We start from the raw sequence: 23,830 nt of genomic DNA on the forward strand, positions 1-23,830 counted from the left end.
CAATGACATCGCCATTTTTTTGGCATGCTGACCGCCATTCTTTACCCTCCCGACACAGGAACGGCGTTTCGTGGCTGAAGACAGCGATCTGGAAAAAAGCGAGGCCCCCACGCCCCACAGGCTGGAGAAGGCGCGTGAAGACGGCCAGATCCCGCGCTCGCGCGAGCTGACCTCGGTACTGATGCTGCTCTCGGGCCTGGCGATTATCCTGATGTCCGGCAGCAACATGGCGCAACAGCTGGCGGCGATGCTCACGCAAGGTCTGAACTTCGATCACGGCATGGTCAGCAACGATAAACAGATGCTGCGCCAATTGGGCATGTTGCTGCGCCAGGCGGTGCTGGCGCTGCTGCCGATCATGGCGGGGCTGGTGCTGGTGGCGCTCGCCGCGCCGATGTTGCTGGGGGGCATTTTGTTCAGCGGCAAGTCGATCAAGTTCGATTTGAAGCGGCTGAACCCGCTATCCGGGTTGAAGCGCATCTTTTCTACCCAGGTGCTGGCCGAGCTGCTGAAAGGGATCCTGAAAGCGACGCTGGTTGGTTGGGTGACCGGCCTCTATTTGTGGCACAACTGGGCGGCGATGCTGCATCTGATGACCCAGCAGCCGCTCGATGCGCTGGGCAACGCGCTGCAGATGATCCTGTTCTGCGGTTTTCTGGTGGTGCTGGGGCTGACGCCGATGGTGGCATTCGACGTGTTTTATCAGCTGTGGAGTCACTTCAAGAAGCTGAAGATGACCAAGCAGGATATTCGCGACGAGTTCAAAGACCAGGAAGGGGACCCGCACGTCAAGGGACGCATTCGTCAGCAGCAGCGGGCGATCGCCCGGCGCCGCATGATGGCCGACGTGCCCAAGGCGGACGTGATCGTCACCAACCCGACGCACTACGCCGTCGCGTTGCAGTACAACGACAAAAAAATGAGTGCGCCGAAAGTGCTGGCCAAAGGGGCTGGCGAAATCGCCTTGCGCATTCGCGAACTTGGCGCGGAACACCGCATCCCGATGCTGGAGGCGCCGCCGCTGGCGCGCGCGCTGTATCGGCACAGCGAGATCGGCCAGCATATTCCGGCCACCCTGTATGCCGCGGTCGCCGAGGTGCTGGCCTGGGTGTACCAACTGCGCCGCTGGCGGCGTGAGGGCGGCCTGATCCCGAAAAAACCTGAACGTTTACCGGTGCCGGAAGCACTGGATTTTGCAAAAGAGAGTGACTCTGATGGCTAATTTGGCCTCCCTGCTTCGTTTGCCGGGCAATTTTAAAGATACGCAGTGGCAGGTGCTGGCCGGCCCGGTGCTGATCCTGCTGATCCTGTCGATGATGGTGTTGCCGTTGCCGGCGTTTATCCTCGACCTGCTGTTTACCTTCAACATCGCGCTGTCGATCATGGTGCTGCTGGTGGCGATGTTCACCCAGCGCACGCTCGAATTCGCCGCCTTCCCGACCATCCTGCTGTTCTCCACATTGCTGCGTTTGTCGCTCAACGTCGCGTCGACGCGCATCATCTTGCTGGAAGGGCACACCGGCTCCGCCGCCGCCGGCCGCGTGGTGGAAGCCTTCGGCCACTTCCTGGTGGGGGGCAACTTCGCCATTGGCATCGTGGTGTTCATCATCCTGGTGCTGATTAACTTCATGGTGATCACCAAAGGGGCGGGGCGTATCGCCGAAGTGGGCGCGCGCTTCGTGCTGGACGGCATGCCGGGTAAACAGATGGCGATCGACGCCGATCTGAACGCCGGCCTGATCGGTGAAGACGAAGCGAAGAAACGCCGCGCCGAAGTGACCCAGGAGGCCGACTTTTACGGCTCAATGGACGGCGCCAGTAAATTCGTGCGCGGCGACGCCATCGCCGGCCTGATGATCATGGTGCTGAACGTAGTCGGCGGCCTGTTGGTCGGCGTGGTGCAACATGGCATGGAGCTGGGGGCGGCGGCGGAAAGCTATACGCTGCTGACCATCGGTGACGGCCTGGTGGCGCAGATCCCGGCGTTGGTGATCTCCACTGCCGCCGGCGTCATCGTCACCCGCGTCGCGACCGATCAGGACGTCGGCGAGCAGATGGTTGGCCAGCTGTTCAACAATCCGCGCGTGATGCTGCTGAGCGCCGGGGTGCTGGGGCTGTTGGGCCTGGTGCCGGGCATGCCGAACCTGGTGTTCCTGCTGTTTACCGCGGCTCTGCTGGGCCTGGCCTGGTGGCTGCGCGGCCGTGAACAACAGGCGCCGAAGACGGTAGAGGCGCCGGTGATGCCAGAGAATCCGCAGGCCGCCGAAGCCAGCTGGGCCGACGTGCAGTTGGAAGACCCGCTGGGGATGGAAGTAGGCTACCGGCTGATTCCGATGGTCGATTTTCAGCAGAACGGCGAACTGCTTGGGCGTATTCGCGGTATCCGCAAGAAATTCGCCCAGGACATGGGCTATCTGCCGCCGGTGGTGCACATTCGCGACAACCTGGAACTGCCGCCTGCCAGCTACCGTATCCTGATGAAAGGCGTCGAGATCGGCAGCGGTGAAGCGCAGCCGGGCCGCTGGCTGGCGATCAACCCCGGCAATGCCATAGGCGAGCTGGCGGGTGATAAAACCGTCGATCCGGCCTTTGGGCTCGAGGCGGTATGGATCGACAGCGCCTTGCGCGAACAGGCGCAGATCCAGGGCTTTACCGTGGTGGAAGCCAGCACCGTGGTGGCGACGCACCTCAATCACCTGATTGGCCAGTTCGCCAGCGAGCTGTTCGGCCGCCAGGAGACCCAACAGCTGTTGGATCGCGTGTCGCAGGAGATGCCGAAGCTGACCGAAGACTTCGTGCCGGGCGTGGTGTCGCTGACGACGCTGCACAAGGTGCTGCAAAATCTGCTGGCCGAGCGCGTGTCCATTCGCGATATGCGCACCATCGTCGAAACGCTGGCGGAACATGCCCCGGCGCAGAGCGATCCTTATGAATTGACCACCGTGGTGCGAGTGGCGCTGGGCAGGGCGATCACGCAGCAGTGGTTCCCGGGCAACGGCGAGATTCAGGTTATCGGCCTGGATACCCAGTTGGAGCGTCTGTTGCTGCAGGCGTTGCAGGGCGGCGGCGGTCTGGAGCCGGGGCTGGCTGACCGTCTGCTGGAGCAGGCGCGTCAGGCGCTGCAACGGCAAGAGATGCTCAGCGCGCCGCCGGTACTGTTGGTTAACCATGCGCTGCGTCCTTTACTGGCGCGCTTCCTGCGTCGCAGCCTGCCGCAGCTCGTGGTGCTGTCCAACCTGGAGATCAACGACGATCGCCAGATTCGCATGACCTCGACCATTGGAGCCGCCTGATGAAACGCTGTCTGTCCTTGTTGTGTTTGCTGGCGCCGCTAGCCGCCGGCGCGGTGTCCGGCTCCTGGGTGGCTGAAGGGGCGGGGGTCACGCTGGAACAGGGCGGGATGCGCGATGAATCCGCCGCTTTGCGGCCGCCGAACGCGCTGCCGGATGCCCATGCGCGCATCACCAGCGTCAGCTGGCGCTACCGTTTGCTGGGGCCGGAGCCAGTGGGGCTGCAGGCCCAGCTTTGCACGGTAAACCGCTGCATTCCGCTCGGCGGCGGCAGCGGCAGCAGCATCGGTCTGCAGGGCGAGCCGGCCAATGCGGAATTGCGCTTTGTCTATTACGTGCAGTCGCAAGGCGGGCTGAATCCGCCGCTGCGGGTGATTGGCAATCAGGTGATCGTCAATTATCAGTAACATCAGGCCAGAATTTGCAGGCCGTTGCGTTCCACCAGCGTCAGCAGTTTCATCGCGGCGGAGTTCGGTTGCGCTTCGCCGCGCTCCCATTTCTGCACCGCCTTTTTGCTGACGTTGAGATACAGCGCAAACACCGGCTGACTGACGTTTTCCCGTTCGCGCAACGCGCGGATCTCGGCCGGCCCGAACTGCTTCACCGGCCGCAGGCACAGCATGTCGAAAGTGCGCATGGTCACGTCGTCGACGAAACCGGCGCGGTGCAGGCCCTGAACTTCCTGGTGGATCGATTTCAGCATCTTGCTCATAGTTGTAACCTTATTAATTCCCCGCAGTTGACCAGCTGATACAGTCTGAATGGTGAATAATCCAGATACAGCGCCGCCAAATGCCGCCAGGAAATTAACTCCTCCTGATTGATGTTGTCTCTTTCGTTTTTGGCAAAGCCATACATGAAAAAAATCCTGCCTTCATTTGCCGTTGCGATTAATACCCGATACCCGCGCCGTTTCCCACTCCCCATCCGGGCGAGGCGTTTTTTGTAAACGCAACCACCGAGATTGGCGTCATACAGCTGATTTTGCATCTCTCGCGCCGCTTTCACTATCGTGGCATCACTGATGCGTTCATCGCCGGCAAATGTCTGGAAGGCTTTTGTGAGATAAATGTCGGTCATTCACTCTCCGTGTGAAAATATACCCTTAATGGGTACAGATCAAGATGTTTAACGACCGAGCTAAGATGACGAAACAGGCAGTGATAGGGAACAGGTAAATATCCGTTCTGCGCAGCCTGGCGCATAACGTTAAGGGAATTCAGGAGGTGATAGGGAGAAAATGCGACGGGATGCGCAGAAGCCGGTGAACGCATGCCCGGTGATAGGCTCACCGGGCAAATGAGTCAGGTCAAACGCCGATTTTTCTGCCGAGCAGGCTGCCGGCGTGCGACTGGCCGTCCGGGCCATACAGCGATTTGTTGTTTTTGCTGAGGATGGCCAGCGCCTGAGCGTTATGGTCGATCTGCTGATTGAGCAACAGGCCGTTGTGCTGGTTCTTTTCGCGCAGCGTTTGGCTCAGCAATTGAACGCGCTGCCAACGATCGGCCAGGGGCGCTTGGCTGGCATAGGGGGCGCGTTGTCCGCAGGTTTTTTCCTGCCCCAGGCGTTGTTGTTCGAGATAAGCGACCGTCGCCAGCAGTTGGCTTTTTGCATCGGTGACGCGCTGCAAGGCCACGCCCGGCAACTGGCCGGAGCACAGCAAGTCGTGCTCTTCCTCCAGCACGCCATTGAGCGCCTGCAGCGTTTCCAACAGTTTATCCAGCAGTTGTGCCAGCTTTTCCATAGTAATGACTTATCCTTTACCGCTACTCGCCGCGCGCTGTCAGTCGCGTCCGGCGATCCATTGAACATCGCTCTGCGCGTCTTGCAGCAGCGCATCGGCGATTTTGCCGGCGTCCATCTTCAGTTCACCGTTGCGGATCGCCTGTTTGATGGCCTCGACCCGACCCATATCGATATCCTGGGTGCCAGGCTGCATCAGGCGCGCCTGCGCCTCGCTCAGTTTGACCTGCGTGCCGCTGACGGCGGTTTCGGCCACGGCGGCCTTGCGCGGTTGGAGCGGGTTGTCGGCCGGGGTTTCACGCGGTTGCACAGTGGAAACCGGCTGTAACCGCTGGGTGCGATCGATACTCATGGTCCATCTCCGTTTACGCCGTGACCGCTCGCGGGCGACGACGCTGCAATGAAAGTGTTGCGGCCCTGGTGGCCAATAAAATGCTGCTTGATTTGTCTTATCGGCAAGGTTGGCGGAACCTTTACTTTTTTATAACGTAATGCGGATCGCGCCGTCGTCCCCGACCACGCCGCTGACGATCTGCCCGGAGGCCATGCGTACCCGCACGCTGTCTTCGGCGGCGGCGTTGTTCATCGCTTTACCTGCACCGCTGATGCTGAATCCTTCGCCCTGGGCGTTGACCTGCACCGGTTGCCCAGCCTTGATAATCCAGGCGCGGCGCAGCATGGCGAGGGTCAGCGGCTGACCGGGGCTGATGTTGCGCAGGCTGACGGCGCCTAGCGCTTTGCCCGCTTCGGTCAGCGCGCGCGGCGGCAGGGTATCGAGCCGGCCTTCTTTCAACGCCAGATCCGCCGCCGTCAACCGGCTGCCGGCGCTGATGCCGCGCGCCGAAACGAGATAGCGGCCGAACACCTGCACCTGCGTCTGGATAAAACGCCTCTCCTGGCCACAGCGCGCCGAAATGCTGACGTTGCCGCCGATCCGCGCGTTGGGCGACAGCGACAGCTGCGGCAGTTCGCAAGCGGGCCATTGGTTCGGCGGCGTGCGCACCCGCACTTTTACCTGTACCGGTTCGCCGCTGAACTTGCCTTGGATGAAGCTTTCGATTTGCGTCGCCAGATCGTCGGCGCGCGCGTTCAGACTGCATAGCAGGCCGATAAGCAGCAGCATTTTACCTTTCATCGTCATCTTCTCAAGCTTCATCGGGATACGCGTAAGTGTACCCGCAGCGCGCGCAGGCTAAGCAGATAAATAGCGCCCCATTTTGCGTTTATTCCCGCGATAGGGTGGCGCAGGGGGCGTTTATGCTGTCGACTCCAAATTCTAACCTCGCGGAGGGAGCATGCTCGACAAACTGGACGCGGCTCTGCGCTTTGGCCAAGAGGCGCTGAACTTGCGCGCCCAGCGGCAGGAAATTCTGGCCGCCAACATCGCCAACGCAGACACGCCGGGTTATCAGGCGCGGGATATCGATTTCGCCAGCCAATTGAACAAAGTGCTGGAACAGGGGCGCGTCAGCGGCAACGGCATGGCGCTCAACCTGACGGCGGCGCGCCACATCCCGGCGCAGACCCTGCAGCCGCCGCAGCTCGATCTGTTGTACCGGGTGCCGGACCAGCCGTCGATGGACGGTAACACGGTGGACATGGATCGCGAACGCACCAATTTTGCCGATAACAGCCTGAAATATCAGACCGACCTGACGCTGCTCAACGGTCAGATCAAAGGGATGATGTCCGTGCTGCAACAAGGATAAGGCGCATGTCTTTACTGAATATTTTTGATATCTCCGGCTCGGCGTTATCGGCGCAATCCCAGCGCATGAACGTCAGCGCCAGCAACATGGCCAACGCCGACAGCGTGACCGGCCCGGACGGCGAACCTTACCGCGCCAAGCAGGTGGTGTTCCAGGTCGCGGCGGCGCCGGGGCAACCGACCGGTGGCGTGCGCGTCGCCCAGGTGGTGGACGATCCGGCACCCGAGCGCCTGGTGTATCAGCCGGGCAACCCGCTGGCGGACGCCAAGGGGTATGTGCGCATGCCGAACGTCGACGTGGTGGGGGAAATGGTCAACACCATCTCTGCTTCCCGCAGCTACCAGGCCAACGTCGAGGTGCTCAACACCACCAAGTCGATGATGATGAAGACCCTGACGCTGGGTCAATAACCGGAGATATTCCATGTCAGTCTCCCCGACGACCAAGCCGTCGCTGGACGATACCGTCCTCGGCGCCAATGGCAAAAATACCAACAGCCAGGATCTGCACAACAGCTTCCTGACGCTGCTGGTCGCGCAGTTGAAAAACCAGGATCCGACCAATCCGATGCAGAACAACGAGCTGACGTCGCAGCTGGCGCAGATCAACACCGTTCAGGGTATCGAAAAGCTTAACACCACGCTGGGGTCGATCTCCGGCCAGATCAACAGCAACCAATCGCTGCAGGCCACCGCGCTGATCGGTCACGGCGTGATGGTGCCGGGCAACAACATTCTGGTCGGCAGCAAGGACGGCAAGGTCAGCACCACGCCGTTCGGCGTGGAACTGGAGCGCGCCGCCGATCAGGTGACCGCCACCATCACCAACGCCAGCGGGCAGGTGGTGCGCACCATTGAAATTGGCGGCCTGACCGCCGGCGTGCACGCCTTCACCTGGGACGGCTCGCTGGATGACGGCTCCACCGCGCCCGACGGCGCCTACAAAGTGGCGATTAACGCCAAAGGCAACGGCGAGCAGCTGGTGGCGCGCAGCCTGCACTTCGGGCTGGTGAACGGCGTGATCCGCGACGGCAACGGCGCCAAGCTGGATCTCGGCCTGGCGGGCAACGCCACCCTGGAAGACGTGCGACAGATCTTATAACCCTAAGCATCAGGCTCAATCGGACGATAGCCTGACCACTATTCGGAGAATAACATGGCCTTTTCTCAGGCAGTCAGCGGCTTGAACGCGGCAGCAACCAACCTGGACGTGATCGGTAACAACATCGCCAACTCCGCGACCGCGGGCTTCAAATCCGGCAGCGTCTCCTTTGCCGACATGTTCGCCGGTTCGCAGGTCGGGCTGGGCGTCAAAGTGTCCGGCATCACCCAAAACTTCAAGGGCGGCACCACCACCGGCACCAGCCGCGCGCTGGATGTGGCCATCAACGGCAACGGTTTTTTCCGCATGCAGGATAAAGACGGCGGCATCTTCTATACCCGCAACGGCCAGTTCAAGCTGGACGAGAACCGCAACCTGACCAACATGCAGGGCCTGCAGCTGACCGGCTACCCGGCGGCCGGCTCTCCGCCGACCATCCAGCAGGGCGCCAACCCGGTGCCGCTGAGCATTCCTGAAGGCATGATGAACGCCAAGGCGTCCACCTCCGGCGAGATGGTGGCCAACCTGAAGTCCACCCATAAAGTGCCGGAGAACAAGACCTTCGATCCGACCAAACAGGACAGCTACAACTACGTCAACACCATCACCGCCTACGACTCGCTGGGCAACGCGCACAACATCAACGCCTACTTCGTGAAGACAGCGGACAACAAGTGGCAGGTCTATACCCAGGACGGCAGCGCGGCGCCGGTTGATGCCGGCACCATGGAGTTCAGCACCAGCGGCAATCTGGTGAAAACCACCAGCACCAACGGCGCGCCAGGCGAGTTCAGCATGGTGATCCCGATGGCCGCCAAAGACGGCGCGCCGGCGCAAAACTTCACCCTGAGCTTCGCCGGCAGCATGCAGCAGAACGTAGGCAGCGACTCGGTGAGCAAGGTGGCGCAGGACGGCTATGCCGCCGGTGAATACACCAACTTCCAAATTAACAACGACGGCACCGTCGTTGGGATCTACTCCAACCAGCAGACTCAGGTGCTGGGCCAGATCGTCATGGCCAACTTCTCCAACCCGGAAGGGCTGGCGTCGCAGGGCGATAACGTTTGGCAGGAAACCGGCGCGTCCGGCCAGCCACGCGTTGGTCTGTCGGGCGGCGGCGGCTTCGGCAAGCTGACCAGCGGCGCGCTGGAGTCATCCAACGTCGATCTGAGCCAGGAGCTGGTGAACATGATCGTCGCACAGCGTAACTACCAGTCCAACGCCCAGACCATCAAGACGCAGGACTCCATCCTGCAGACGCTGGTTAGCCTGCGCTGATAGGGCCGAGTTATGGATCACGCGATTTATACCGCGATGGGCGCGGCGCGCCAAACGCTGGAACAGCAATCCATTACCGCCAACAACCTGGCCAATGCGTCGACGCCGGGCTTTCGCGCCCAGCTTGCCGCGTTGCGCGCGGTGCCGGTCGACGGTCCGAGCCTGGCGACACGCACCTTGGTGACTGCCTCGACGCCGGGCGCCGACATGAGCCAGGGCGCGCTGAACTACACGGCGCGCCCGCTGGACGTGGCGCTGCAGCAGGATGGTTTTTTGGCGGTGAGCCTGCCGGGCGGCGGTGAGGCTTACACCCGCAACGGCAACATTCAGATTTCCTCCACCGGGCAGTTGACGGTGCAGGGGATGCCGCTGATGGGCGACGGCGGGCCGATCGAGGTGCCGCCGTCGGCGGAGATCACCATCGCGGCCGACGGCACCATTTCGGCGCTTAACGCCGGCGATCCGCCGAACACCATCGCGCAGATTGGCCGCCTGAAGCTGGTGAAGGCCGATGCGCGCGAAGTGATGCGCGGTGACGACGGGCTATTCCGCCTGACGCCGGAAACTCAACAGCAGCGCGGCAATCAGTTGCAAAACGATCCGCAGGTGCGGGTGATGCCGGGCGTGCTGGAGGGCAGCAACGTCAAGCCGATGGAGACCATGGTCGACATGATCGCCAACGCCCGCCGTTTTGAAATGCAAATGAAGGTCATCCACAGCGTGGATGAAAACGAACAGCGTGCCAACTCACTGCTCTCAGTGAGCTAAGCAGCAAGGAAATAACCGATGATTCCATCCTTATGGATTGCCAAAACCGGTCTGGACGCGCAGCAGACCAACATGGACGTGATCGCCAACAACCTGGCGAACGTCAGCACCAACGGCTTCAAGCGCCAGCGTGCGGTATTTGAAGATCTGCTGTACCAGACCATGCGTCAGCCGGGCGCGCAGTCTTCCGAGCAGACTACGCTGCCTTCCGGTCTGCAGATCGGCACCGGCGTGCGTCCGGTGGCGACCGAGCGCCTGCACAGCCAGGGCAACCTGTCGCAGACCAACAACAGCAAAGACGTCGCCATCAAGGGGCAGGGTTTCTTCCAGGTGATGCTGCCGGACGGCACCCAGGCCTACACCCGCGACGGGTCGTTCCAGATCGATCAGAACGGCCAGCTGGTCACCTCCAGCGGTTTCCAGGTGCAGCCGGCGATCACCATTCCGGCGAACGCGCTGTCCATCACCGTCGGCCGCGACGGCATCGTCAGCGTCACCCAGCAGGGGCAGACCGCCGCTCAGCAGGTGGGCCAACTGACGCTGACCACGTTCGTCAACGACAGCGGTCTGGAGAGCGTGGGCGAGAATCTGTATCAGGAAACCGAAAGCTCGGGCGCGCCGAACGAGAGCACGCCGGGGCTGAACGGCGCCGGTCTGCTGTATCAGGGCTACGTGGAAACCTCCAACGTTAACGTGGCGGAAGAGCTGGTCAACATGATCCAGACTCAGCGCGCTTACGAGATCAACAGCAAAGCGGTATCGACCTCCGATCAGATGCTGCAAAAGCTGACGCAACTGTAATCTGTCCTTGACGGGCCCGGCATGCCGCGCCCGTCATTCTCTTTCGTGAAACAAAGGCGATACCCGTGGTAACCACATATTCGATGGCAATCCTGCCGCGGCAGGGACAACGCTGGCTGGCGGGAATGGTGATGCTGACGCTGAGCGGCTGCGCTTATATTCCGCACAAACCGCTGGTGGACGGCGCGACCACGGCGCAGCCCGCGCCGGCCAGCGCGCCGATGCCGAACGGCTCAATCTTCCAGACGGTGCAGCCGATGAACTACGGCTATCAGCCGCTGTTCGAAGACCGCCGGCCGCGCAACGTCGGCGACACCCTGACCATCGTGCTGCAGGAAAACGTCAGCGCCAGCAAAAGCTCCTCCGCCAACGCCAGCCGCAACGGCGCCAGCAAGTTCGGCGTCGCCACCTCGCCGCGTTACCTCGACGGCCTGTTGGGCAATGCGCGCGCCGATATGGACATTTCCGGCGACAGCACCTTCGGCGGCAAGGGCGGCGCCAACGCCAACAACACCTTCAACGGCACCATTACGGTGACGGTCAACCAGGTGCTGGCCAACGGTAACCTGCACGTGGTGGGGGAAAAGCAGATCGCCATCAACCAGGGCACCGAATTCATTCGTTTCTCCGGCGTCGTCAACCCGCGCACCATCAGCGGCAACAACTCGGTCACCTCGACGCAGGTGGCGGACGCGCGGATCGAATACGTCGGCAATGGCTATATCAACGAAGCGCAGACCATGGGCTGGCTGCAGCGCTTCTTCTTAAATGTTTCACCGTTCTAAGGATTGACTGATGCTGAAAAAATGGTTTATCGCGCTGTGCGTCGGGCTGGTGTGCTTGCCGGCGGCGGCGGAGCGCATCCGCGATCTGGTGACGGTGCAGGGCGTGCGAGACAACGCCCTGATCGGCTACGGCCTGGTGGTGGGGCTGGACGGCTCCGGCGACCAGACCATGCAGACGCCGTTCACCACCCAAAGCCTGAGCAACATGCTGTCGCAGCTGGGCATCACCGTGCCGCCGGGCACCAACATGCAGCTGAAAAACGTGGCGGCGGTGATGGTGACCGCCAAACTGCCGCCGTTCTCGCGCGCCGGGCAGAACATCGACGTGGTGGTCTCATCAATGGGCAACGCCAAGAGCCTGCGCGGCGGCACCCTGCTGATGACGCCGCTGAAAGGCGTGGATAACCAGGTCTATGCGCTGGCGCAGGGCAACGTACTGGTCGGCGGCGCGGGCGCGGCGGCCGGCGGCAGCAGCGTGCAGGTCAACCAGTTGGCGGGCGGGCGCATCAGCAACGGCGCCACCATCGAGCGCGAGCTGCCGACCACCTTCGGCAGCGGCGGCGTACTCAACCTGCAGCTGAACGACGAAGACTTCACGCTGGCGCAGCAGATCAGCGACGCCATCAACCGCCAACGCGGCGGCGGCACCGCGACGCCGCTCGACGCCCGCACGATCCAGGTGCTGGTGCCGCAGGGCAACAGCTCTCAGGTGCGCTTCCTGGCGGAGATTCAGAACATCACCGTCAACGTCGGGGCGATGGACGCCAAGGTGATCATCAACTCGCGCACCGGGTCGGTGGTGATGAACCGCGATGTGATCCTCGATTCCTGCGCTGTCGCCCAGGGCAACCTGTCGGTGGTGGTCGATCGGCAGAACACCGTCAGCCAACCGACGACGCCGTTCGGCGGCGGCCAGACGGTGGTGACGCCAAACACCCAGATCTCGGTGCAACAGCAGGGCGGGTCGCTGCAGAAGGTGAACGCCAGCGCCAACCTGAACAACGTCATTCGCGCGCTGAACGCGCTGGGCGCCACGCCTATCGATCTGATGTCGATCCTGCAGGCGATGCAGAGCGCCGGCTGCCTGCGCGCCAAGCTGGAAATCATCTGATGGCGGGCGATCTGATGGCGATGTCGGGCGCGGCCTATGACGCCCAGGCGCTGAACGGCCTGAAGCGCGACGCGGCGGCCGACCCGCAGGGCAACCTCAAGCAGGTGGCGCAGCAGGTGGAAGGCATGTTCGTGCAGATGATGCTGAAAAGCATGCGTTCCGCCTTGCCGCAGGACGGGGTGTTGAGCAGCGATCAAACGCGGCTCTATACCTCGATGTACGATCAGCAAATCGCCCAGCAGATGTCGCAAAAAGGGCTGGGGCTGGCCGACATGATGGTCAAGCAGATGAGCAACGCCAATACGGTGCCGAGCGAAACCGCGGGCTTGTCGCCGATGGCGCTGGACAACGAGGTGCTGCAAACGCTGCCGAACCAGGCGCTGGAGCAGATGGTGCGCCGGGCGATGCCGAAAGCCCCGCCGGCCGCCGCGCCGCTGTCGCTCAACAACGGCAACTTCGTCGCTCGTCTGTCGATACCGGCGAAGGTCGCCAGCCAGCAGAGCGGCATTCCGCATCAGCTGATCGTCGCGCAGGCGGCGCTGGAATCCGGCTGGGGGCAGCGCGAGATCCCAACCTCAGACGGCACGCCGAGCTACAACCTGTTCGGCATCAAGGCCGGCGGCAGCTGGAGCGGGCCGGTGACGGAGATCACCACCACCGAGTTCGAACAGGGCGCGGCGAAGAAGGTGAAGGCGAAGTTCCGCGTCTACGGCTCGTACGTCGAAGCGATCGCCGATTACGTCAAACTGCTGACCAACAACCCGCGCTACGCCGACGTGGCCGCCGCGCGCAGCCCGGAGCAGGCGGCGCATGCGCTGCAGCGCGCCGGGTACGCCACCGATCCCCAGTACGCCAGCAAGTTGGTCAGCGTGATTCAGCAGATGAAGAGCGCGGGGGAGCAGGCGGTGAAAGCTTACACCCACGATCTGAAAGATTTGTTCTAAATCCCCGTCATTCTTGACGCCGCTGCGGCGCCAATTATTTAGGGGATAGGCGGTAATGAAGGCTCGCTGGATGCTGACCGCGTTACCGCTTTTTTTCCTCAAGTTCTTCTCATTTTTGCCGATAACCGAAACAGGCTGAGCGAACAGGCTCAGCAGCTCAATTAAGAACCCTGTGGGCCACCGGCGCCGCAGCATAAGGAATTCCGATGTCCAATAGCTTAATCAATACCGCGATGAGCGGGCTGAATGCGGCTCAGGTGGCGCTCAGTACCGTCAGCAACAACATCTCCAACTACAACGTGGCGGGCTACAACCGCCAGACCGCGATCCTGGCGCAGAACGGCGGCATGGCCACCATGAGCGGCTTTATCGGCAACGGCGTGACCGTCACCAGCGTCAACCGCGAGTACAACCAGTTCATCACCAACCAGCTGCGCGGCGCACAAAGCGCGTTCGGGGCGCAAAATGCCTATTACGAGAAGATTTCACAGATCGACAACCTGTTGGCGAGCAAGACCAACCCGCTGTCGACCAACATGCAGGACTTCTTCACCAACCTGCAGAACCTGGTGAGCAACGCCGGTGACGACGCCGCGCGCCAGACGGTGCTGGGCAAGGCTAACGGCCTGGTGAACCAGTTCAACAACACTGATAAATTCCTGCGCGACATGGATAACGGCGTTAATCAACAGATCAGCGATACGGCGCAGCAGATCAACAGCTACGGCCAACAGATCGCCAAACTGAACGACGAGATCACCCGTTTGCGCGGCAGCGCCGCCGGCGAGCCGAATGCGTTGCTGGATCAGCGCGATCAGCTGGTCACCGAATTGAATCAGCTGGTGGGCGTACAGGTCACGCAACAGGACGGCGACGCCTATACCGTCTCCTTCGCCAACGGCTTGACCCTGGTGCAGGGCAGCAACACCTATCAGGTGGAAGCCGTGCCTTCCAGCAGCGATCCTTCCCGTCTGACTATCGGCTATAACCGCGGCAACGGCGCCAGCGAAGTGCCGGAAGGCCAGATCACCAGCGGCACGCTGAGCGGTGTGCTGAAATTCCGCAGCGAAACGCTGGACGGCGTGCGCAATCAACTGGGCCAGTTGGCGCTGGCGATGGCGGACAGCTTTAACCAGCAGCATCGCGCCGGCTTCGATCTGAACGGCGATGCGGGCGGCGACTTCTTCAGCTTCAGCGGCGGCCGGGTGGTGGATAACACCCGCAACACCGGCGACGCGTCGCTGTCGGTCTCTTACACCGATACCGGCAAGGTGAAGGCCAACGATTATCGCGTCGAGTTCGACGGCAGCAGCTGGCAGGTGAGCCGCCTGCCGGACAACGTGAAAGTCAACGCGACGCCGGGCACCAGCGCCGACGGCAAGCCGACGCTGAACTTCGACGGGTTGGAAGTGAGCATCGACGGCAATGCGCAGGCCAAAGACAGCTTCACCGTGAAGCCGGTCAGCGACGTGGCGGGCAATCTGAAAGTGGCCATCACCGATTCGTCCAAGATCGCCGCCGCCGGTAAAGACGACAGCGGCCGCGGCGATAACGAAAACGCCAAGAAGCTGCTGGATCTGCAAACCAAAAACCTGGTGGACGGCAAGGCGACCCTGAGCGGCGCTTACGCCGGCATCGTCAGCGGCGTCGGCAACCAGACCGCTGCCGCCAAGGCTATCGCCACCTCGCAGGCCAAGATCGTCACGCAGCTGGGCGCGCAACAGCAGTCGATGTCCGGCGTCAACCTTGACGAAGAGTATGGCGAGCTGCTGCGTTTCCAGCAGTACTACATGGCCAACGCGCAGGTGATTCAGACCGCCAGCTCGCTGTTCGACGCGCTGCTGAATATTCGTTGATTTCATTGTTAATCGGCGCCGATAACGGCGCCGGTCGCTCAGAGTAAGGAACCCACAGCATGCGCATGAGCACCAGCATGATGTACCAACAGAACATGAACGGCATCACAGGCAACCAGTCGCTGTTCATGAAGGCGGCCGAGCAGCTTTCCTCGGGCAAGCGGGTGATCAACCCGTCCGACGATCCGCTGGCGGCGTCGCGCGCGGTGATGTTGTCGCAATCGCAGGCGGAAAACAGCCAGTACACGCTGGCGCGCACCTTCGCTCGTCAGAACGTGTCGATGGAAGAAACGGTATTGGCCGGTGCGACCTCCACCATCGCGGACATGAAGGCGTTGATCGTCAACGCCGGCGGCACCGAAAGCGATAACGATCGCCAGTCGCTGGCCACCCAGCTGCAGGGGTTGAAAGATCAGCTGCTGAACCAGGCCAACAGCACCGACGGCAACGGCCGCTATATGTTCGGCGGGTATGTGAACGACAAGGCGCCGTTCGTCGACAACGGCGGCACCGTCAGTTACCAGGGCGGCGACAAGACGGTTGAGCAGAAAGTGGACGCTAACCGCACCATGACCATCGGCCATACCGGCAACGCGGTGTTCATGTCGTTGACCAGCAATCCGAAGCCCGAGCCGGACGGCAGCGCGCCGGTCAGCAACATATTCGAGAGCATCGATATTGCGCTGAACGCGCTGAAAACCCCGCTGCAGGACGCCGACGAGGCCACCAAGCAGCAGGTGAACGATGCGCTGGCGAAAGCCAACCGCGGTCTGGACAACTCCTACAACAACGTGCTGAGCGTGCGCGCCGAGCTGGGCAGCCAGCTGCAGGAGATGGATCAGTTGGACAGCATCGGTAAAGAGCGTGACATGACCAACCAGATCCAGATGAGCGCGCTGACGGATGCCGACCTGGCCGAGTCTATCTCGTCCTACTTCATGCAGCAGGCGGCGCTGCAGGCGTCGTACAAAACCTTCAGCGATATGCAGGGCATGTCGTTGTTCCAGATGAATCGTTAAGAGCAATACCCCGTTGCCTGACCGCGACGGGTTTCCCTTTAGTGCGCTTAGAAAACGCCTTCTCCGCCCCGCGGGGAGGGAGGCTTCTTGAAACCGGGCGCACTCGTTTGGCGCGTCGCTCGTTCTCCCACTACTGACTGAGTGACGCGCCTTTTTTTGTCTGCGTGTTCCCCATTCACCTTAAGCCTTAGCGGAAAGGCACGCCGCGATCGTTGCCGGACCCTTTAGTGCATTGACCGCCTATGTTGACAAAGGCTGAGGCCGGCGCCGCTCATCCGTTGCATTTCTGCTCTGGCCAGTTCTCTCAACATAGGTCGATCTCCTGTTAACGCGACTTGGCGTTATTTTTAGGGCTGTTGTTTTCGATTTGAGGCTTGCGGCTCTCATTGAACAGCCACCGTATTGGCGTATAGAGGCACTCGGCCAACTTCCATGAGCCAAATAAAGTAAACGGGATGATGACGAAACTATCGACGCCAGGCGGAAGAACAAATAATTCCCAGGAAAAGCCCAGCGTATTTAAAATAGTGCTCATGATCAAAAGGGCGATGCCGCTGATGAATAAATCACTCAGCTGGAATTTTATCTTCATGTTTACACCGATTATATTTGAGCGAGGCTTGCAGCGTGCTGTCTGCAAGGTTTCTTCCAATATAACGCTGGGGGAGTAAGGTGAGAAATCGATTTTTCTTGTCAGTGAATAAATAAGGGGTGTGAGTAAATTAAATCATTAATACATTGTTTTTAAATTTAACGCGGCAGTCAGGGTGATGTGGCGCGTTATTTCCTTCCTAAGAATAAAGTACACCGGCACGGTTTGCCGGCGAGTGATGAGTGTGGGTCCCGGGCTGCCGATGCGGCGCCGCGTCGAATGACGTTGCAGAAGCCGGATAGGGGGCAACCCGGAATTTTTGCTACAGGTCCTGCGCGATTATTTCTTTTTCTTCACCACTTTCCATTTTCCGCCATCGCTGGTCTCGGTGAAGGAAACTCTAAACTTGTTGCTTTTCCAGTGGGTCAAACCGAATAATCGGCGTGCCTTGCGGTTGCTTTTTGCTTTAATCATGATCTCGCTCCTGTAGTTAGCAAAGGTCGATGCTGCGCCCTGCAGCCGGCAGGCTGCCGGACGCATTTATTCAGGGTGTAAGTTATCTGCCGCGCATTTGACTCTGCGTGGCTGCGTTATTTTATTTTTCTCTAATCAATAAGTTTATATTATCGCCATGGGTGACTGACGGGGTGCTGGCGATATTTTTTCTACCGGGTCTATTTTAGGTCGGGGTTTTATTTATTCAAGCCGCCGGAGACATTTGAACCTTAATCCGGATAAAAGGCGTTTCTCAGGCTTTTGTCCCAATAAAACGGTTTTATTGCCATTTTGTCTCAGGCGGAAGAGGGGGGGAAGGAAGGGGCCGCACAGGGGCTCAGAAGGTCATGCCGCCGATCACCGCCGCCAGACGATCGAATATCTCACCGAACAGGTGCTCACAGAATGGCGCCAACATCGGCATCATCATGCCCAGCGTCATGATGCCGAAGGTCATGGTGACCGGGAAACCGATCACGAAGACCGACAGCTGCGGCGTCATGCGGTTGAGCAGGCCGAGCGCCATGTTGAGCGTTAACAGCAGGCAGATCAGCGGCAGCGCCAGCATCATGCCATTGATGAAGATCAGCGAGCCGACCTGAGTCAACACCAGGAAGCCGTTGCCGTTCAGCGGCTGCGTTTGGATAGGCAGGGTGTGGAAGCTGTCCGCCAGCAGCGAAATCAGCCACAGATGGCCGTCAAAGCTGAGGAACAGCAACATCGCCAGCAGGTTGAGCAGGCGCGCCAGCACTGGCATGTTCGGGCCGCCGCTGGGATCGAAGAAGGTGGCGAACGACAGTCCCATCTGCATGCCGATCACTTCCCCCGCCAGGCGCACCGCCGCGAAGGCGAACTGCATGGTTAACCCCAGCGCCACGCCGATCAGAATCTGCTGAATCGCCAGCCACAGGCCGGCGGCGGAGAAGATGGGGATATTGCTGGCGGGCAGCGTCGGCGCAATCAGGATGACGATCAGCCCGCCAAGGCCGATTTTGACCTTTTTGCTGATTTGCTTTTCGCTGAATATCGGCGCGGTGCTGATCAGCGCCAGAATGCGCAGCAGCGGCCAAAAGTAGTGGCTGAGCCAGACGGTGAGCTGGGCGCTGTCGAAGGTGAGCACGGTCAGCCGATCAGGGTAGGCAGGTTGCTGAACAGGGTGCGCATATAGTCCAGCAACAGATTCAACATCCAGGGACCGGCGATGATGATGGTGGCCACCACCGCCAGAATTTTAGGGATGAACGACAGCGTCATTTCGTTGATCTGGGTGGCGGCCTGCAGCAGGCTGACGACCAGGCCGCTGATCAGCGCCGCCAGCAGCAGCGGGGCGGCCAGCGCCAGCGCGACTTTCATCGCTTCGGTGCCGAGCGCCATAACCGATTCAGGTGTCATCTCGCTTTCTCCGGTCAGGGGTTACGAATAGAAGCTCTGCGCCAGCGAGCCGAGCAGCAGCTGCCAGCCATCGACCAGCACGAACAGCATCAGCTTGAACGGCAGCGAGATGGTGGCGGGCGGCACCATCATCATCCCCAGCGCCATCAGCACGCTGGCGACCACCAGGTCGATAATCAGGAACGGAATGAACACCGTAAAGCCGATCTGGAAGGCGGTTTTCAGTTCGCTGGTGACGTAGGCGGGCAGCAGGATGCGCATCGGCACCGCTTCCGGGCCGGCCAGCGGCGGCTGATTGGCCAGTCTGGCGTACAGCGCGAGATCGGTTTCGCGCGTTTGCCGCAGCATGAATTCGCGCAGCGGCTGCGCGCCTTTATCCAGCGCGACTTCCAGCCCGATTTTGTCCTGGCTGAACGGCAGATAGGCATCCTGATAAACCTTGTCGAACACCGGCGACATGATGAAGAAGGTCAGGAACAGCGCCAGCCCCAGCATCACCTGGTTCGGCGGCGCCGACGGCGTGCCCAGCGCGTTGCGCAGCAGGCCGAGCACGATGATGATGCGGGTGAAGCTGGTCATCATCAGCAGCATGGCCGGCAGGAAGGTCAGCGAGGTCAACAGCACCAGCGTCTGCACCGGCAGCGACCAGCTCTGGCCGCCGTTGGCCAGCGGCTGGCTGATCAGCCCCGGCAGTTGCGCGAAAGCCGCCGGGCTGATGAACAGCAGGGCGGCAGGGAGCCAAACCGCCGGGCGGCGGACGAGGGTATGAAGAGTCGAGGTCATGCCGATTTTTCCGGGCGTTTCAGAACTTTTTGCATCAGTTGGCGGAAGTCCGCCGGCGTCGCCGCGTCGGCTTCGCCTGCGTCTTTCGGCGGAGCGGGCAGGGTGTGCAGCGGGGTGATCTGCTGGGCGGTGACGCCCAATACCAGCAGGGTGTCGTCGACTTCCACCACCACCACGCGCTCGCGCTGCCCGACCTGGCAACTGGCGCGCAGGTTAAGCAGTTTGTTGTTGCGCGCCTGTGGGGCGAACCCCAGCCGACGGAACAGCCAACCGGCCAGCAGGATCAGCAGCAGAATGCCGCCGAGCGCGCTGCTGACCTGCATCAACACCGAACCGGCCGGCAGGGCCGGCGCGGCGGGGTGTTGGGTGCTTTGCACGGTAACGGGCGCCGCGGCGGTCATCAGCGGCTCAGTCGACGCATGCGTTCGGATGGGGTGATGATGTCGGTGATGCGCACGCCGAACTTGTCGGCCACCACCACCACTTCACCTTGTGCGATCAGGTAACCGTTGATCAGGATATCCAGCGGTTCGCCGGCCAGGCCGTCCAGCGCCACCACCGAGCCTTGCGACAGGCGCAGCAGCTCTTTGATGGTCATCTTGGTGCGCCCCAGTTCCACGGTCAGCTTGACCGGAATATCCAGGATCAGGTCGATATCCTGCAGGCTGCCGAGCGCATCCTGAGCTTCCAGCGACTTGAACACCCCTTCGGTGCTCGCGCCGGATTTCTCTGAAGACTGCTGCTCGTTAAACGCATCAGCCCACAGATCGTCTACGGATTCCTTTCCTTCGCCAGACGGTTGCTTAGGATCACTCATTGGGCTGTTCCTCACTCAGAGCATTCAAAATAGGGTTAATCAAATGTTCAACACGCAGGGCGTATTGCCCGTTCAACGTGCCGTATTGGCTGGTCAGAACCGGTACGCCGTCCACATGGGCGATCAGGCGTTCCGGCTTGTCTATCGGTAATACATCGCCCGGTTGCAGCTTCAGGACTTTCGACAGCCGCATCGGGATATCGACGAAGTTGGCGATCAGCTCCAGTTCGGAATGCTGCACCTGCTTCACCAGGGTTTCGCGCCAGTGGCTGTCTTCCTGCCGCGAATTTTCCAGCGGCGGGTTGGTCAACAGCTCGCGCAGCGGCTCAATCATCGCGAACGGAATGCAGATGTTGAACTCGCCGGTCAGCGCGCCGATCTCCACCTGGAACGGCGTGGTGACCACGATGTCGTTCGGCGAGGTGGTGATGTTGGTGAACTTCACCTGCATTTCAGCGCGCACGTACTCTACGTCGATCTTGTAGATGGCGCTCCAGGCGTCGCCGTAGGCGTCCAGCGCCAGGCGCAGCATGCGCTTGATCACCCGTTGTTCGGTCGGGGTGAATTCGCGGCCTTCGACCTTGGTCGGGAAGCGGCCGTCGCCGCCGAACAGGTTATCGACGGCGATGAACACCAGGCTCGGCGCGAACACGAACAGGGCGGTGCCGCGCAGCGGATTCAGATGCACCAGGTTCAGGTTGGTCGGCACCGGCAGGTTGCGAGCGAACTCGTGATACGGCTGGATTTTGATCGGGCCGACGGTAATGTCCGGGCTGCGGCGCAGCAGGTTGAACAATCCCATCCGGAACTGCCGGGCAAAACGTTCGTTGATGATTTCCAGCGCGTGCAGGCGCTCGCGCACCACGCGGCGCTGGGTGTTCGGATCGTAAGGCTTGACCTCGCTCTCTTTGCCGACCACCGCCTCGGGTTCATCACCCGCGCTGTCGCCGTTGAGCAAGGCGTCGATCTCTGCCTGTGAAAGAATGCTATCGCCCATAGTGATTACCGCAGTATGAAGGCGGTGAACAGCACGTCGCTGACCACCTGCTTCGGTTGTCCCTTAACCAGCGGCGGGCTGAGCACGTCCTTAATCTGCGCCACCAACTGTTGCTTCCCTTGTTCATTGGCCAGCTGGCTCGCTTCCTGACGGGAGAGCAGCATCAGCAGACGGCTGCGCACTTCCGGCAGAAAATCGTTCAGCTGGCGGCGGGTACTTTCGTCCGGCAGACGCAGCGTGAGGCCGATGTACAGCACGCGATCCGGGTTGTTGTCCGGCGTCACCAGGTTGACGGTAAAGGTGTCGAGCGGCATGAACACCGGCGCCGCCGGCGGTTGTTCTTTGACGGCGGCCGGTTCGGCGCCGTTTTTATGCTGTTGCAGCAGCCACCAGCTGTAACCCGCGGCGCCACAGGCGACGACGCTGATCAACACCAGCAGGATGACCAGAAGGGGGCGTTTCGGTGCTGCCGGAAGGGAGTTCTGAGACATAGCCAAATCTAATTCCTGTTGTTCCACCCGCGGCCTGTGAGGCGGCGGGCATAGCGCGCGGCAAAGCCGCACGCATGACATGTAAAGGTATTATCGCGTCTATCGCGGCGTGCAATAGCCTGAATAGACGCGCAAATGGGTGCCAGCTTGGGCGTTTGCGGCGGCTCAGGCGAAAATATCGACGCCGTTGACCGCGCTGGCCATGCGCTGCAACGCCACTGGCGCGCTGACGCCGTCGGCGACCGCCGCCTCGCCGCCAGAGTGTTCAGCATAGCTGGAACGCCCCTGGCCGTTGGAGGCCTGCTGCTGTGCCTGTTGCCATTGCGGGGTGGACTCGCCGCCCACGCTGCTCTGCCCCAGGTTGATACCGCTCTCCGCCAGCGCGTGCCGCAGCTGCGGCATCGCCGCTTCCACCGCCGCACGCACCTGGCCGTGCGCAGAGGCGATGTGCAGCTGCGCCTGCTGGTCGTCCAGTTTCAGCGTGATCTGCAAGGCGCCCAGCTCCTGCGGGTGCAGGCGCAGTTCGGCGCTCTGCTGGCCGTTGCGGTGGAACATCAACACCTGTTGGTTCAACGCCTGCTGCCATTCCGGGCTGCCCAACTGCGCGTTGAGCTGCGGCGTAGGCGGTACACTTACCAGCGCGCTGGCCGGGGCGGCCGTTTGCGTCGGGCTGGCGGCGGCCAGGGCGACAGCGTGATTGAGCGTCGGTTGCTGCTGTGCATCGTTCGCCGGCAGCGGCTGTGCGGTGCTTGCGCGTTCGCCGCCGGTCGGCTGCGGGAGCGCTGCGGCTGCGTTGTCGCCATCGGTAGCCGGCGTTTTCGCGCCCGTCACCGCCGGAGCGGGGGCCGCCGACGAGCGCGCGGCGGGGTTATCACCGGCCGCCGCGATGTTCAGCAGGCCGTTGCCGGGCTGCAGCGCAGTGGCCTCGTCAGCGTTTTCCACCGGCAGCGACTGTTGACCTTCGGCCGGTTGCGCCTGAGCGACGATCGCGGCCGGCAGCATGGCGTACAGCGCCTGCAGCGTCGCGGCATCCAGCTCTTTGGCGGCGACGATCGGCGGCTGCGCCGGTTTATCGCCGGCGGCGGGCGCATCGCCTTCAACGGCTTCAGAAGAAGGCGCGTCGGCTGAGGCTGACAGGTTCGGCAACAGGCCGCCGCGCTCGCCGAAGGTGGCCAGCAGCTGATTGAGCTGGTTGCGGCTCAAGGCCGGGGCGCGTTCATCGTCCGCGCTCAGCGTGGCCGGCTGAGGTTTGCCATCGGCGGCGGGCGCGAAACGCGCGCCGAGCAGCTGGGCAAAAGCGGACGACAGCTGGCTTTCGTCCAGCGCCGAGGTCAGTTCGGTCAGACCGCCGGCGTCGCCGGGTAAGGCCAGGCCGGGCAGGGCGTTCAGATTCATGGGTTGATATTCCTTTGTGCGCTGCGTTGAGCGAATTCATCCATCAATTTTTGATCCCGTTTGTTCTCCTGCTGCTGCTCCGCGTTCATTGCGCGGGTATGCAGGGTGTCGAAAGCGTTCAGCCGCTGTTGTTTGTCTTGCCATTGCTTCACCGCGTGATCCACTTTCTGCCCCCACTGCAGCAGCTGCTGGCGGTGCTGGTCGATGGCCTGCTCCAGCGTGCCGATAAACTGCTGGTAGTTTTGCCAGCGTGAGCTGTCCATGCCGTCGCAGAGCGTATGATTCAGCTTCTGGCGGTATTCGTCCTGATAGTTGAGCAGCATCGACAGCTGTTGCTCCGCCGCCTGCTGCGCCTGCCGTACCTGGCCCAGCTGTTGCGCGGCTTGCTCCACCGCATCCTGCGCCAGATCGCGCAGGGTAATCAGGGGGGATTGTGATTTCATCGCTGTGCGCCTCTGGTGAC

The 23,830-nt window shown here is 61.5% G+C and carries 30 protein-coding genes; 14 read left to right on the top strand and 16 right to left on the bottom strand.

All coding sequences use genetic code 11. The features are described 5' to 3' along the window. Positions 1 to 70: 70 nt before the first annotated feature. Genes flhB through JL05_RS13920 form a run of 3 tightly spaced genes read left to right on the top strand, consistent with a single transcriptional unit; the run spans position 71 to position 3,697 of the window. Positions 71 to 1,222: a flagellar biosynthesis protein FlhB gene (flhB, locus tag JL05_RS13910; RefSeq protein WP_021504091.1), complete on the top strand. Its 1,152-nt coding sequence runs from the start codon at positions 71 to 73 to the stop codon at positions 1,220 to 1,222. Beyond that, on the top strand, positions 1,215 to 3,293 hold the full coding sequence (flhA, locus tag JL05_RS13915; RefSeq protein ID WP_033632740.1) for a flagellar biosynthesis protein FlhA: 2,079 nt from the start codon (positions 1,215 to 1,217) through the stop codon (positions 3,291 to 3,293). Before flhB ends, flhA begins: the two co-directional genes overlap by 8 nt. Then, positions 3,293 to 3,697: a flagellar protein FlhE gene (locus JL05_RS13920; RefSeq protein ID WP_033632741.1), complete on the top strand. Its 405-nt coding sequence runs from the start codon at positions 3,293 to 3,295 to the stop codon at positions 3,695 to 3,697. Before flhA ends, JL05_RS13920 begins: the two co-directional genes overlap by 1 nt. 2 nt (positions 3,698 to 3,699) lie before the next feature. Here the strand turns inward: JL05_RS13920 and JL05_RS13925 are convergent, their stop codons facing one another. The 5 genes from JL05_RS13925 to flgA form a co-directional block, all read right to left on the bottom strand. Then, complete coding sequence (locus tag JL05_RS13925; protein ID WP_033632742.1) at positions 3,700 to 4,002, bottom strand: helix-turn-helix domain-containing protein; 303 nt, start codon at positions 4,000 to 4,002, stop codon at positions 3,700 to 3,702. Next, positions 3,999 to 4,370 (bottom strand): type II toxin-antitoxin system RelE/ParE family toxin, encoded by a 372-nt coding sequence (locus tag JL05_RS13930; protein WP_033632743.1) that lies wholly within the window; start codon positions 4,368 to 4,370, stop codon positions 3,999 to 4,001. Before JL05_RS13930 ends, JL05_RS13925 begins: the two co-directional genes overlap by 4 nt. A gap of 229 nt (positions 4,371 to 4,599) precedes the next feature. Further along, positions 4,600 to 5,034, bottom strand: a complete 435-nt coding sequence (locus JL05_RS13935) for a flagella synthesis protein FlgN (protein WP_004934835.1) — start codon at positions 5,032 to 5,034, stop codon at positions 4,600 to 4,602. A 39-nt stretch (positions 5,035 to 5,073) separates the two neighbouring features. Further along, on the bottom strand, positions 5,074 to 5,385 hold the full coding sequence (gene flgM / locus JL05_RS13940) for a flagellar biosynthesis anti-sigma factor FlgM (RefSeq protein WP_004934832.1): 312 nt from the start codon (positions 5,383 to 5,385) through the stop codon (positions 5,074 to 5,076). A gap of 129 nt (positions 5,386 to 5,514) precedes the next feature. Then, positions 5,515 to 6,168 carry a flagellar basal body P-ring formation chaperone FlgA gene (flgA, locus tag JL05_RS13945; RefSeq protein WP_033633637.1) on the bottom strand — a complete coding sequence of 218 codons (654 nt, stop codon included), beginning with the start codon at positions 6,166 to 6,168 and terminating at the stop codon, positions 5,515 to 5,517. Positions 6,169 to 6,328: 160 nt separating this feature from the next. Between flgA and flgB the strand changes: the two genes are divergently transcribed. From flgB to flgL, 11 genes are all read left to right on the top strand, one after another. Further along, positions 6,329 to 6,742 carry a flagellar basal body rod protein FlgB gene (gene flgB, locus JL05_RS13950; RefSeq protein ID WP_033632744.1) on the top strand — a complete coding sequence of 138 codons (414 nt, stop codon included), beginning with the start codon at positions 6,329 to 6,331 and terminating at the stop codon, positions 6,740 to 6,742. 5 nt (positions 6,743 to 6,747) lie between these two features. Next, on the top strand, positions 6,748 to 7,152 hold the full coding sequence (flgC, locus tag JL05_RS13955) for a flagellar basal body rod protein FlgC (RefSeq protein WP_004934826.1): 405 nt from the start codon (positions 6,748 to 6,750) through the stop codon (positions 7,150 to 7,152). Between the two features lie 13 nt (positions 7,153 to 7,165). Then, entirely contained in the window at positions 7,166 to 7,843 is a 678-nt protein-coding gene (gene flgD / locus JL05_RS13960; RefSeq protein WP_033632745.1) for a flagellar hook assembly protein FlgD, read from the top strand. A gap of 54 nt (positions 7,844 to 7,897) precedes the next feature. After that, on the top strand, positions 7,898 to 9,121 hold the full coding sequence (flgE, locus tag JL05_RS13965) for a flagellar hook protein FlgE (RefSeq protein WP_033632746.1): 1,224 nt from the start codon (positions 7,898 to 7,900) through the stop codon (positions 9,119 to 9,121). A gap of 12 nt (positions 9,122 to 9,133) precedes the next feature. After that, positions 9,134 to 9,889, top strand: coding sequence for a flagellar basal body rod protein FlgF (locus JL05_RS13970; protein ID WP_033632747.1), 756 nt, complete (start codon positions 9,134 to 9,136; stop codon positions 9,887 to 9,889). An 18-nt stretch (positions 9,890 to 9,907) separates the two neighbouring features. Further along, positions 9,908 to 10,690: a flagellar basal-body rod protein FlgG gene (gene flgG, locus JL05_RS13975; RefSeq protein WP_004934819.1), complete on the top strand. Its 783-nt coding sequence runs from the start codon at positions 9,908 to 9,910 to the stop codon at positions 10,688 to 10,690. Between the two features lie 83 nt (positions 10,691 to 10,773). Further along, positions 10,774 to 11,475: a flagellar basal body L-ring protein FlgH gene (flgH, locus tag JL05_RS13980; protein ID WP_004934817.1), complete on the top strand. Its 702-nt coding sequence runs from the start codon at positions 10,774 to 10,776 to the stop codon at positions 11,473 to 11,475. Between the two features lie 10 nt (positions 11,476 to 11,485). Beyond that, on the top strand, positions 11,486 to 12,586 hold the full coding sequence (locus tag JL05_RS13985) for a flagellar basal body P-ring protein FlgI (RefSeq protein WP_004934816.1): 1,101 nt from the start codon (positions 11,486 to 11,488) through the stop codon (positions 12,584 to 12,586). Then, complete coding sequence (gene flgJ / locus JL05_RS13990; protein ID WP_033632749.1) at positions 12,586 to 13,530, top strand: flagellar assembly peptidoglycan hydrolase FlgJ; 945 nt, start codon at positions 12,586 to 12,588, stop codon at positions 13,528 to 13,530. The genes JL05_RS13985 and flgJ overlap by 1 nt, the downstream gene beginning before the upstream one ends. A gap of 206 nt (positions 13,531 to 13,736) precedes the next feature. Continuing rightward, a complete protein-coding gene (gene flgK, locus JL05_RS13995; RefSeq protein WP_015378251.1) occupies positions 13,737 to 15,386 on the top strand; it encodes a flagellar hook-associated protein FlgK in 1,650 nt (549 codons plus the stop codon). Positions 15,387 to 15,445: 59 nt separating this feature from the next. Continuing rightward, positions 15,446 to 16,405, top strand: coding sequence for a flagellar hook-associated protein FlgL (gene flgL, locus JL05_RS14000; protein WP_033632751.1), 960 nt, complete (start codon positions 15,446 to 15,448; stop codon positions 16,403 to 16,405). A gap of 325 nt (positions 16,406 to 16,730) precedes the next feature. On the opposite strand, the gene JL05_RS14005 is transcribed toward flgL, so the two are convergent. The 11 genes from JL05_RS14005 to fliJ all read right to left on the bottom strand — a co-directional run bounded on the left by JL05_RS14005 (position 16,731) and on the right by fliJ (position 23,810). Continuing rightward, positions 16,731 to 16,997, bottom strand: a complete 267-nt coding sequence (locus tag JL05_RS14005) for a hypothetical protein (RefSeq protein ID WP_033632752.1) — start codon at positions 16,995 to 16,997, stop codon at positions 16,731 to 16,733. Positions 16,998 to 17,336: 339 nt separating this feature from the next. Then, positions 17,337 to 17,471, bottom strand: a complete 135-nt coding sequence (gene sra, locus JL05_RS25650) for a stationary-phase-induced ribosome-associated protein (protein WP_013813483.1) — start codon at positions 17,469 to 17,471, stop codon at positions 17,337 to 17,339. Positions 17,472 to 17,829: 358 nt separating this feature from the next. Further along, positions 17,830 to 18,612 (bottom strand): flagellar biosynthetic protein FliR, encoded by a 783-nt coding sequence (gene fliR / locus JL05_RS14010; protein WP_033632754.1) that lies wholly within the window; start codon positions 18,610 to 18,612, stop codon positions 17,830 to 17,832. Positions 18,613 to 18,614: 2 nt separating this feature from the next. Continuing rightward, positions 18,615 to 18,884: a flagellar biosynthesis protein FliQ gene (gene fliQ / locus JL05_RS14015; RefSeq protein WP_004934803.1), complete on the bottom strand. Its 270-nt coding sequence runs from the start codon at positions 18,882 to 18,884 to the stop codon at positions 18,615 to 18,617. 21 nt (positions 18,885 to 18,905) lie between these two features. Then, the gene (gene fliP / locus JL05_RS14020) at positions 18,906 to 19,667 is read right to left on the bottom strand and encodes a flagellar type III secretion system pore protein FliP (RefSeq protein WP_033632755.1); all 762 of its coding nucleotides are present in this window, start codon (positions 19,665 to 19,667) and stop codon (positions 18,906 to 18,908) included. Beyond that, entirely contained in the window at positions 19,664 to 20,068 is a 405-nt protein-coding gene (fliO, locus tag JL05_RS14025; RefSeq protein WP_033632756.1) for a flagellar biosynthetic protein FliO, read from the bottom strand. The genes fliP and fliO overlap by 4 nt, the downstream gene beginning before the upstream one ends. Further along, entirely contained in the window at positions 20,068 to 20,484 is a 417-nt protein-coding gene (gene fliN, locus JL05_RS14030; protein WP_004934799.1) for a flagellar motor switch protein FliN, read from the bottom strand. The genes fliO and fliN overlap by 1 nt, the downstream gene beginning before the upstream one ends. Beyond that, the gene (gene fliM / locus JL05_RS14035) at positions 20,477 to 21,481 is read right to left on the bottom strand and encodes a flagellar motor switch protein FliM (protein ID WP_004934798.1); all 1,005 of its coding nucleotides are present in this window, start codon (positions 21,479 to 21,481) and stop codon (positions 20,477 to 20,479) included. The genes fliN and fliM overlap by 8 nt, the downstream gene beginning before the upstream one ends. Before the next feature lie 5 nt (positions 21,482 to 21,486). Then, positions 21,487 to 21,972, bottom strand: coding sequence for a flagellar basal body-associated protein FliL (gene fliL, locus JL05_RS14040; RefSeq protein WP_015378245.1), 486 nt, complete (start codon positions 21,970 to 21,972; stop codon positions 21,487 to 21,489). 165 nt (positions 21,973 to 22,137) lie between these two features. Next, positions 22,138 to 23,367, bottom strand: coding sequence for a flagellar hook-length control protein FliK (locus JL05_RS14045; protein WP_033632757.1), 1,230 nt, complete (start codon positions 23,365 to 23,367; stop codon positions 22,138 to 22,140). Continuing rightward, positions 23,364 to 23,810, bottom strand: coding sequence for a flagellar export protein FliJ (gene fliJ, locus JL05_RS14050; RefSeq protein WP_033632758.1), 447 nt, complete (start codon positions 23,808 to 23,810; stop codon positions 23,364 to 23,366). Before fliJ ends, JL05_RS14045 begins: the two co-directional genes overlap by 4 nt. Between the last annotated feature and the right edge of the window lie 20 nt (positions 23,811 to 23,830).

It is taken from the genome of Serratia nematodiphila DZ0503SBS1 (assembly GCF_000738675.1).
Classification (GTDB): domain Bacteria; phylum Pseudomonadota; class Gammaproteobacteria; order Enterobacterales; family Enterobacteriaceae; genus Serratia; species Serratia nematodiphila.